The following is a 10,166-nucleotide window of genomic DNA, read 5'->3' on the forward strand; positions in this document are numbered from 1 at the left end:
CGCAGCCCGGCGACGCGGCTGTTCGTCGATCCCGGCGCTCCCAAATCGGTGCGGATCGATTGGCAGGCACCGTACGACACGCGGCCCGACGATTATGCGCGCGAGGCCGAATATGTCGCCGACACATTGCTGTACGAAATCCTCAACACGCGGTTCCTGCGCGCGGCGGGGCAGCCCAACACACCATTCAGCGGCGCGGGCGTGGGCTGGCAGGCTTTGTACCACATCGCGATCGACACCAGCATCGCGGTCCAGCCGCTCGACGGCAAAGTGCGCCCGGCGATCGCCGCCGCGCTGGCCGAGCAAAAGCGGCTGGTGCGCTACGGCGTGTCGCAGGCCGAGTTCGATCATGCGGGCGCGCGCATCCATGCGCGCGTCGCCGAATCCGCCGCCGCATCGGATACGCGCGGTTCGTCGGATCTCGCCAACCAGTTGCTGTCCAGCTTCGACAGCGCGTCGATCTTCGTCAGCCCACGCCAGAATGCGGCGGACGTCGACCGCCTTACGGGCAAGATGACGGTCGCCGACATCAATCGCGCGGCGGTACGGCTGTTCGCCGGATCGGGGCCTTTGCTGTTCGTGTCAGACTCGGCCCCGATCGAGGGTGGCGAAGCGGGGCTCAAGGCGACGATCGCGGCCGCCGCGACCGCGCCGGTGACCCCGCCCGCGACGATGGCCGCGACGGCGTGGCCCTATACCAATTTCGGCGCGCCCGGCCGTATCGTCGAGCGCAAGGAACTGCCCGATATCGGCGTCACGGTGGTGCGCTTCGCGAATGGCACCACCGCCACGGTCAAGCGGGCGGCGGGCACGGGCCAGGTGGTGCTCAATCTTGCGTTCGGGTCGGGAATAAGCGGATTGCCGGAAGGGCGCGATCACGCCTTGTGGCTGCTCAGCCAGGCGCCGCAGACCTTCGTTCTGGGCGGGCTGGGCAAGGCCGACGTGGCCGACATCAACGAGGCGCTGTTCGGCAAGACGATCGGCGCGTCGCTCGCCTCGACGACGGACCGCTTCAACCTGATCGGCCGCACCCGCCCCGAAGATCTCGAGGCCGAGGCGCAGTTGCTGACCGCCTACGTCGTCGATCCGGCATTCCGGCCGCGCGCGCTGCGCGATGCCATTTCGGCCGCGACGTCGGTGCGCAGCCAGCTCGCCGCATCGGTGCCGCTGACCGCCGCGCGCGACCTGGCGTTCCTGCTGCACGATCGCGATCCGCGCTGGCGCGGCACACCCACCGCGGCCGATCTCCAGACAACCAATGCCGCCGATCTGCCCGCCTTGCTCGCGCCCTCGCTGGCCGGGCCGCTCAACCTGGTCATCGTCGGCGACATGGATGTCGAACGCGCGGTGGAGGTGGCGCGCGCGACCGTCGGCGCGCTGCCGCCGCGCGGGCCGCGTCCGCCGTCGCGCGACGCGCATTTTCCCGCGCCGTCGGCCGATCCGGTGGTCGAAACCGTTGCTGGCGGCGCCGCGCAGGGCATGGCGATCGCCGCCTGGCCGATCGCCGGCTTCGTCTCCAGCATGGCCGATTCCCGCGCCACCCAGGTGCTGTCCGAGGTGATCAAGGCGCGGCTGATGGCGGGCCTGCGCGAACGCGAGGGACTGACCTATTCGCCCGACACATTCGTCGATCAAGGGGTGGGCCAGCCCAATTATGCGGTGTTGGGCGTGCAGGTGGAGCTGCCGCCGGCCAAGGCCGCCGCCTTCTTCGCCGAACTCGATGCGATCGTGCACGATCTCGCGCAAACGCCGATCAAGCCGGACGAGCTGGCGCGCGCCCGCACCCCGATGGTGGACGGCAGCCGCCGCGGCTTCGCCTTCGCCGATTATTGGGTCGACGCGCTCGCCGCGTCGGACGGCAACCCCGCGTATTTCGACATGATCCGGAGCAAGGTGCCCGATCTCGAAAAGGTCACGCCGGCCGATGTGCAGCGCATGGCGGCGCGCTATCTGACCGGCCGCCCGCCGTTCCGGTTCGTGGTGCAGCCGGGCGCGCCCGAGCCCGCCAAACCGGCGCCGGCCGTGGCCGTGCGCCCCAAAGCCGCGCCGGCCGTGTCGAAGCGGAAGCGATAGAGGCGGCTCAAGCCGCCGGCGCGTAGCTCTCGAAGAATTGCTGGTGGTCAGGCAGCTTGGCGACTTGGTGGGCGATACCCGCCTTGAGATCGGTCAGCGCCTTTTCGAGCTGGCCCGGCTCCATCATCCGCGCGAGGTGGTGATAGGATTGGGGCTGGATGCCCTGGCCCAGCATCACCATGATCCAGCTGTCGATCCGGAACATCTCGTCCCCGCCCTGATAGGCCATCGCATTCTCGCGGAAGAGGCGGATGCGCTCGGCCAGGCTGGCTGGAATCTCCATGTCGCGGCAGCGCCGCCAGAAGGGCGAATCGTCGCGCTCGGTCAGCTTGTAATGGAGGATGATGAAGTCGCGCACATGCTCCATCTCCCGGCGTGACTGGGCGTTGAAGCGATCGGTCAGCGCATCGGTGATGCCGTCGAACGGGAAATTCTGGATCAGCCGCGTGACCGCGATCTTGATCATGTGGATGCTGGTCGATTCCAACGGCTCGATGAAGCCGCTCGACAGGCCCATCGCGATCACATTCTTGGTCCAGGATTGCTTGCGCATGCCGGCCTTGAAGCGGAGCAGGCGCGGATCGAACAACGGTTTGCCCTCGATCGCGCCCAGAAACTGCGCGCGCGCCTCGTCCTCCGACATATAGTCGGTGCAGAAAACGAAGCCGTTGCCGACGCGCGTCTGCAGCGGAATCCGCCAGCGCCAGCCATTTTCGTGCGCGATCGCGCGCGTGTAAGGCACCGCCGGGCCGGTCGGTTCGGTCTGGACGGCGAGCGCGGCATCGGTCGCGAGCCAATGGCTCCAGTCCTCGAAGCCGGTCTTGAGTGTCCCCTCGGACAAAAGCGCGCGGAATCCGGTGCAATCCAGAAACAGATCGCCCTCGATCCGGACGCCGGATTCGAGCTCCAGCGCCTCGACGAACCCGGTTTCGGGGTTCTGGACGACCTGTTTGATCTTGCCTTCGACCCGTTTCACGCCCGCCGGTTCGGCCAGACCGCGCAGGAATTTGGCGTAGGCGGTCGCGTCGAGATGATAGGCGTAGGCGATCGACGCGCCGTCGTGCGTCTCGAACTTGTTGGCCTTGGCCGCCGCGCCTTCGAAGCTGTAATCGACATAGTCGCCGCCGAAGCCCTGGCGCACCGCCTCCAGCCAGAAATGCTGGAAATCCGCCATCCACACCGATTTGCCGACCGAGCCGAAGGCGTGGAAATAACGGTCGCCGACCTTGTTCCAATTCTCGAATTCGATGCCGAGCTTGAAGGTCGATTGGGTCGCCGCGACGAACGCCTTTTCGTAGATGCCGAGAATGCCGTGAAAGGCGCGCGTGGTGGGGATGGTGGATTCGCCGACGCCGACCGTGCCGATCTCGTCCGACTCCACCAGGGTGATGTCGAGCAGCGGCTTCAGCTCCTTGATCAACGCCGCGGCCGCGATCCAGCCGGCGGTGCCGCCGCCCGCGATCACGACCCGCTTCACCTTGTTCGCCTCCACAATCCCTCCAGATATCGCCATCAGCGATTGAATTTATTGAGCAAAACCGCGCGCAGCCGCCGCGCGCGCAGCTCGTCCAGCGGCGCGAGCGCGCCCCGGGCGGCTTCCGGCAGATGCGCCGCCGGGCGATCGGCCGGGCCGAAGATGTAGTAATCGAACATCGCGCGCCAGGATCGTTTCTCGGCCTCGGGCCGGTCGCGCAGGCTGAGCATGGCGTGGAGCAACGTGTTCATGGGCGTGTCCATGAAATCGGGCACCGCGTTCCACCAATAATTGATCATCGCATTGAAGCGGCCCTGCGCCTCGACATGGTGCCACCACAAGGCGGGATAGAGCAGGATGTCGCCCGCCTCGAGCTCGGCGACCTGGCCCGCGGCACAAGCGTCGGCGAAACGGGGGAAGCGCTGCAGATCGGGCGCGGCGAAATCGACCATCGACACGACCTGGCCGCCGGGGGTCGGTTCGAGCGGGCCGGGATAGAGATTTTCGATCTGCTCGGGCGGGAACATCGTGAAGCGCCGCGTGCCGACCATGCAGCAGGCGATGTTGTTCGACATATCCCAATGCGCCGACGCGATCGTGTGGTTGCCCATCCAGATGCTCATCATCGGCGGGCTGGCGCCAAAGGCCGGATGATCGAGCTTGAGATCGTTCTCCGCGCGCAGACCGGGCAAATAGGCGTCGACGTCGGTCGAGCCGATATAGAAAGAGGGCGGGTCCGGATCGTCGAAATGCGCCGCGATCCGATCGAGGAACGTGTCGAGCCGGGTGCGCTCGCCGGTAAAGTTCATCGCGGAGACGTCGGGCGTATAGTGGAAGCGGCCCTTGATCTCGGGCGCGCCGACATAGCCGACGATCGGATGGCCCTGATAGAAAGAGGTGAGGTAATGCATCGCCTCATAAGGCGAATGCAGGCCATGGCGGACGAGCGGCCAATCGCGCGCCACGCCCTTCAATATCACCGGATGTTGGCGTGCGATCAGCTCGTCGAACGGGATCCGGTCGGGCGCGATGCCCGTCAACTCCTCGGTCCTGGCCGTGATCCCCGTCATCGCCTTTATGCCACCCCGGTTTGGTTCAAGCCGCAGCTTCGCGCCCGGTCTTGGTATCGACCAGACGGCTGATATTCTGCAAGGACGAGGCGACCCAGATCGCCGCGCGCAGGAAATCGGCGCGATGCAATTTCTCCAGCGCCGCGCCGTCGAGCTGCATCAGCCGCTCGCGGCTGATCGTGTAGCAATCGGGGACGTTATATTGGCGGCCATTGCCGACCTGGATCTCGATCGCGATCGGCTCGATCAGACCATAGTCCTTGAACGCGGCGAAGATCGACTTGGTCACCTCGACGCCGGTGAAGATCGTGCGCAGCACGCCCGCGACATGATCGAGATAGGGCGCATTGCCGCCCTGGGGCAGGAAGACGGGATGGCCGCCATTCTCGCCGGTGCCGCGGCTGACGCGGGGATGATCGAGGTCGATATGGATCATCGGCTCGCCGAGCGGCTCGCCGCCTGGGCCGCGCGCGGGAACGCCGATCGAGAAGGGGCCGCGCTGGAGAAGAGCCGGCACATATTGGCCCTGCCAGCCATCCTCGCCGAGGAACAGATTCTCGTCGCGGTCGAGCCCGAGCAACGCGACCGAATAATAGACGCCGTCCGGATCGCGCCGGAACAGGATCGGATATTCGCGCTGGAGCGCCTCATATTCGGTGGGGAAGACGGTGACCTGATTGATCGCATCGCCAAAGGCGGCGCTCTGGCCGGTCAGGACGCGCACATCGCCGTGATCGATATTGTTGAGAAGAATGGGACTGGCCATCAGGGCACGCTCTCGCTGCTGTTTTCGTTGGTCTGCGACATCGATGTCGGCGTCGCTGTTCCCATCGGCCTAGCCGACCTTCCCGGCGGCGCAAAAGAAAAAGGCCGCTGCGACAGCAGCGGCCTTTCCCCCAGGACTGATCGCTGCTGCGATCAGAACTTGTAGCGGATACCCACCAGGTAGCGGGCCTCGCCTTCCTGGATGAAGTAGATCTCGTTCGTCGAGCGGGCGTAGGTCTTTACGCCTTCCTCGAAGATATTGAGACCTTCCAGCGACACCGCGATCTTCGGCGTGATGTCATAGCTCAGGTTCGCGTCGATCTGGTGATAGGGCGCCGTGAACACCGGGTTATGCGATCCGCCGCGATTGGCTTCGCTCAGGAACTTCGCACGCCAGTTGTAGGTGACGCGCGCCGAGATGCCGTGCTTGTCGTAGATGAGCGTGGCGTTGGCGGTATCCGACAGGCCGAGCAGCGCGAACTGGTTCGCGGTCGGATCGGCCGTGACGTCGATGCCGACATTGCCGCGGACGTAGGTGTACTGCGCGGCGACGCCGATACCGGTGTTGCCGAGGAAGTACTGACCCGCGACTTCAAAGCCATAGATATGCGCCGACTTGTTGTTGATCGGCGTGTTGACGTTGAAGCTGAACAGCGGGTCGTTGGCATCCGCGATGATGTCCACCGCACCAATGGTCGAGTCCACGAAGGCCTGGTTGAGCGACTTCGTCCCCGGCACCAGATTGGCGTTGAAGGTCGTCGTCGCCGCCGCCGTGTTGCCGCCATTCTGCTGCAGCAAAGCGGTGTAGGTGAACAGGTTGACGTCGGTAACGTCCACACCCAGCGCCTGAAGCTGGGTCTTGGCCGTACCCGAACGGCTGCCTGCCGCGCCGGAGCTCGGATCACGCAGACCGAACAGGCTGGTCGGGATGATCGCGTTGCCGATAAAGTTCTTCACGTTCTTGTAGAAGCCACCGGCGGACACATAGCTGCCCGGCTTGAAATACCATTCAAGCGAGGCATCGAAATTGTCCGATGCCAGCGGCTTCAGGCCGGGGTTGCCGGTGCTGCCACCCGCATTGCCGCCAACCGCGGTCGCGTCGTTCGGCTGGCTCGCCGTCGTCGAGGCGAACATGTTGCCGTAGCTCGGACGGGAGATCGTGCGGCTGTAGGACAGGCGGCCGATAATCTTGTCCGTAAAGTTGATGTTGAAGTCTACCGACGGCAGGAAGTTGTGATACTTGCCCGAACCGGTGACCGCCTGCGGGGTCGCCGTCAGATCGACGATGAAGTCGTTGTCCGACTGCCAGCGGATATCCTGGGGAACGCCCTGGAACGAAACCGCGCCAACCGTGGTCCATTCGTAGCGGACGCCAGCGACCAAGCCCGCATCCATACCGCCAAGCGAACCCTTCCAGGTCAGCTGGCCGTAGGCCGCCTTGATCTTCTCGCGGATGCTGTCGTCGGCGCTGCCGGTCAGACCGTTAACGTGGCCCAGGCCGGCATAATAGGCTCCCAGCTGGTTACCGAGCGTAGCGGCGTCCTCGGTGCGGAAGGCGGTGAGGCCGTCACCGCTCGCCTTCGGGTCGTTATGCTGGAACCGACAGACCAGGCAGAAGGTCTCGAGCGAGCCCGGGGCGATCGCATCCACGTCACGCGGATTGACGTTGCCCCAGTCGCCCAGGACTTCCTGATAGCTGTACTGGGTCGAGCGGGTCTTGGCATCGCGATAATCGCCGCCGAAGTCGAAGCGCAATTCGTCGGTGAACTTCCAACCGGCGTCGACGCGGGCTTCCTTCAGATTCTGATGGAAGGTGACAGCGGTCTGACGCCATTGCTGGGTGCCGACGTCGCCGTCGTCCAGTACGCCATTGCCGTTGCCCTTGACGACCGGATGGGTCGGCGAGGTGGTCGCGGGGTCGGCATAGACCACGGTCTGGACCGGGAAACCGCCATCATAATCCCACGAGTGCGACGCGAGCGTCGGCGAGGACAGCGCGAGCAGGCTTGAGCTCATGCCGTTGGGATTGTTGGGCTTGCTGTCCGACACGCTGACATGGCCATCGACCGCCACGGTGAGGCGGTCCGTGGCTTCCCACTTACCGTTCAGGCCGAAATCCTGCAGGCGGTTCGACTGCGCGCGATATTGCTGCTCGAAACCGGCATCCTTGGTTTCGCCCGCGATCACCTCGTGCAGATAGGTGGTCGTGGCGACCTTGTGGCCGCTGTCGAACGTGACGACGTCGAACGGACGGTTGAACCAGTTGGATTCGTCCGAACGGCGCTCGCTCTCGTCATTGCGGGCGTAGAAGCCGTCCGCGGTGACCGTGAAATTGTCGGTCGGCTTCCACTGCGCCGTGATCTGGCCGTTGATCCGCTGCTCCGAATCCTCGGCGAAGTGGTAACGGGCGTCGTTCGGGCGCGCGACCAGCGCGTTCATGTCGGTCGGTGCGTTGTTGATCTTGCTCGCGGCGTTCACGTTGCCGGAGCCGGGTGCCAGGAACTGCGCCAGGGTGGTCACGTTCCAGTCGTTCACCGTCGCGGCGATCGTGCTGAAGTTGCGCTTCTGATAGCTGCCGTACGCCGTGACGCCGAACGTTTCGTCTTCGTTGACGAGGTTGATCAGGCCCGAGACCTGCGGGGTGACATGGGCGCCGCAGTGGAGACAGTCGTCCGCGCTGGTGTCGTAATTGGCCTTCACGCCGATCGAGCCGGTGACCCCGGCATGGCCGGCGTCGAGCGGCCTGCGCGTCACGACGTTGATGGTGGCGCCGATGCCGCCCGACGGGACCCCGGCCTTGCCGGTCTTGTAGACTTCGAGCGTCTTCACGCCTTCCGACGCGAGGTTCGAGAAGTCGAACGAACGGCTGGTGTTGCGGCCGAAGTCGGCGTTTTCGTCGCCGCCGACCGGCGTCTGGTCGGACGCGGCGAGCTGGCGGCCGTTCAGGGTCACCAGGTTATACTGCGGGCCGAAGCCGCGCACCGTAACCTCGGCGCCTTCGCCGTTACGACGATCGATCGACACGCCGCTGATGCGCTGGAGCGATTCCGCGAGGTTGGTATCGGGGAACTTGCCGATGTCTTCCGACGAGATCGCGTCGACGACGCCCGTGCTGTCGCGCTTGATCGCGATCGAACGCTCGAGCGAAGCGCGGATGCCGGTAACGACGACTTCGTCGCTGACGTCCGTGCTGGGCTGTGCATTGGTTGCCGCGGCGCCGGCTGTCTGCGCGCCGGCGACGCCGGGCAGGATCAGGCAGGCGGCAACCGCCAGCGCCGAAGTGGAGTAGGCAAGCAAAGTCCTGGAATTTTTCATGATCTGGCATCCCCCCTGGTCAGTCGGCTCACGGCCGCTGATCCGTTGGTTGACGATGACCGACGGCCATCGATGTCAGGCGGTACCGCTATCAAAAACGAAGTCAATCGAACCCCAAAATGTAAACGCATACATGTCGATGACAGCGCGGTCACAAGCCATATTCGTGCTGAAGTGTGCAAAAATGCAACGGAATGCTGCGCCGCACACAAAATTTCCAGCAATTATATGATGATTGCGCGAACATTTTGTGCCGTGGACGTTTTGATCCGGATCGGCGAGACTGCGGACGCGTAACGATTGGTTCGGCTTACCATCTATCCGAGAGAGGACCGGACATGCTTATAGCCTTAGCTCTTCTGATTGGTGTCGTTGCAGGGCTGCGCGCGCTCACCGCGCCCGCCGCCGTCAGCTTCGCCGCCCGTTTCTGTCATCTCAGCCTCGCCGGCACGCCGCTCGCCTTCATGGGCTATAAGTGGACGCCCTGGATTTTCGGGGTGCTCGCCGTTGCCGAGCTGGTCACCGATCAGCTGCCCGCCACGCCCAGCCGCAAGGTACCGATGCAGTTCGGTGCGCGCATCGTGATGGGAGGTCTCGCCGGCGGCGCGATCGGCGCGTCGAGGGAGATGATGGTAGCGGGCATCATTGCCGGAATCGTGGGTGCGGTGATCGGCACGCTGGGCGGTGCGGCGGCCCGCAATTGGCTCGCGGGTCAATTCAAGCAGGATCGCCCGGCCGCGCTGATCGAAGATGTTATCGCTATCGGCGGCGCGATTTTGATCGTCTGCGCGGTCGCGTGACCCGCGGCTTCGATGCGATCATCGTCGGTGCCGGGCAGGCGGGTCCGGCACTCGCCGCGCGCCTGACCGGCGCGGGCATGCAGGTGGCGCTGATCGAGCGCCACCTGGTCGGCGGCACCTGCGTCAATACGGGCTGCAAGCCGACCAAGACGCTCGTCGCGAGCGCCTATGCCGCGCATATGGCGCGGCGCGCGGCGGATTATGGCCTCAAGCTCGGTCCGGTCGGGATCGACATGCCGGCGGTGGCGGCGCGGGCCCGCAAGGTCATTCTCGATAGCCGCACGGGCGGCGAGGAATGGCTGGCGGGGATGAAGGGCCTGACCTTCCTGCGCGGCCATGCCCGGTTCGAGGCGCCCGGCCGGATGCGCGTCGGCGACGATGTGCTGGAGGCGCCGCGCATCTTCCTCAATGTCGGCGGCCGCGCGGCGGTGCCCGATATGCCGGGCGTGGACCAGGTCGACTATCTCACCAACAGCAATATCGTCGGGCTGGAGACGGTGCCGGAGCACCTGATCGTCGTCGGCGGCTCCTATATCGGGCTGGAATTCGCGCAGATGTACCGCCGCTTCGGCGCGCGCGTGACGGTGGTCGAAATGGGGCCGCGTCTGATCGGGCGCGAGGATCCCGAGATTTCGAGCGCGATTCGCGCCATATTGGAAGGCGAGGGGA

7 protein-coding genes are annotated in these 10,166 nt (G+C 65.1%); 3 read left to right on the forward strand and 4 right to left on the reverse strand.

The genetic code is table 11. The annotated features are described in order from the left end of the window. Positions 1–2,073, forward strand: a 2,073-nt coding sequence (locus tag VK533_RS00080; protein WP_324373785.1) for an insulinase family protein, incomplete at its 5' end; no start/stop codon positions are given. Between the two features lie 7 nt (positions 2,074–2,080). Here the strand turns inward: VK533_RS00080 and VK533_RS00085 are convergent. The 4 genes from VK533_RS00085 to VK533_RS00100 all read right to left on the reverse strand — a co-directional run bounded on the left by VK533_RS00085 (position 2,081) and on the right by VK533_RS00100 (position 8,697). Next, positions 2,081–3,586, reverse strand: a complete 1,506-nt coding sequence (locus tag VK533_RS00085) for a tryptophan halogenase family protein (RefSeq protein WP_324373787.1) — start codon at positions 3,584–3,586, stop codon at positions 2,081–2,083. After that, positions 3,586–4,617, reverse strand: a complete 1,032-nt coding sequence (locus VK533_RS00090) for a cupin-like domain-containing protein (RefSeq protein WP_324373788.1) — start codon at positions 4,615–4,617, stop codon at positions 3,586–3,588. Before VK533_RS00090 ends, VK533_RS00085 begins: the two co-directional genes overlap by 1 nt. 25 nt (positions 4,618–4,642) lie before the next feature. Then, entirely contained in the window at positions 4,643–5,383 is a 741-nt protein-coding gene (locus tag VK533_RS00095) for a SapC family protein (protein WP_324373790.1), read from the reverse strand. A 152-nt stretch (positions 5,384–5,535) separates the two neighbouring features. Continuing rightward, positions 5,536–8,697 carry a TonB-dependent receptor gene (locus tag VK533_RS00100; RefSeq protein WP_324373792.1) on the reverse strand — a complete coding sequence of 1,054 codons (3,162 nt, stop codon included), beginning with the start codon at positions 8,695–8,697 and terminating at the stop codon, positions 5,536–5,538. Positions 8,698–9,035: 338 nt separating this feature from the next. Here VK533_RS00100 and VK533_RS00105 point away from each other — a divergent pair, with 338 nt between their 5' ends. Then, the gene (locus tag VK533_RS00105; protein WP_324373794.1) at positions 9,036–9,497 is read left to right on the forward strand and encodes a DUF4126 family protein; all 462 of its coding nucleotides are present in this window, start codon (positions 9,036–9,038) and stop codon (positions 9,495–9,497) included. Further along, positions 9,494–10,166, forward strand: a 673-nt coding sequence (locus tag VK533_RS00110; RefSeq protein ID WP_324373796.1) for an FAD-dependent oxidoreductase, incomplete at its 3' end; no start/stop codon positions are given. The genes VK533_RS00105 and VK533_RS00110, both read left to right, overlap by 4 nt.

The organism is Sphingomonas sp. (genome assembly GCF_035317925.1).
Taxonomy (GTDB): domain Bacteria; phylum Pseudomonadota; class Alphaproteobacteria; order Sphingomonadales; family Sphingomonadaceae; genus Sphingomonas_I.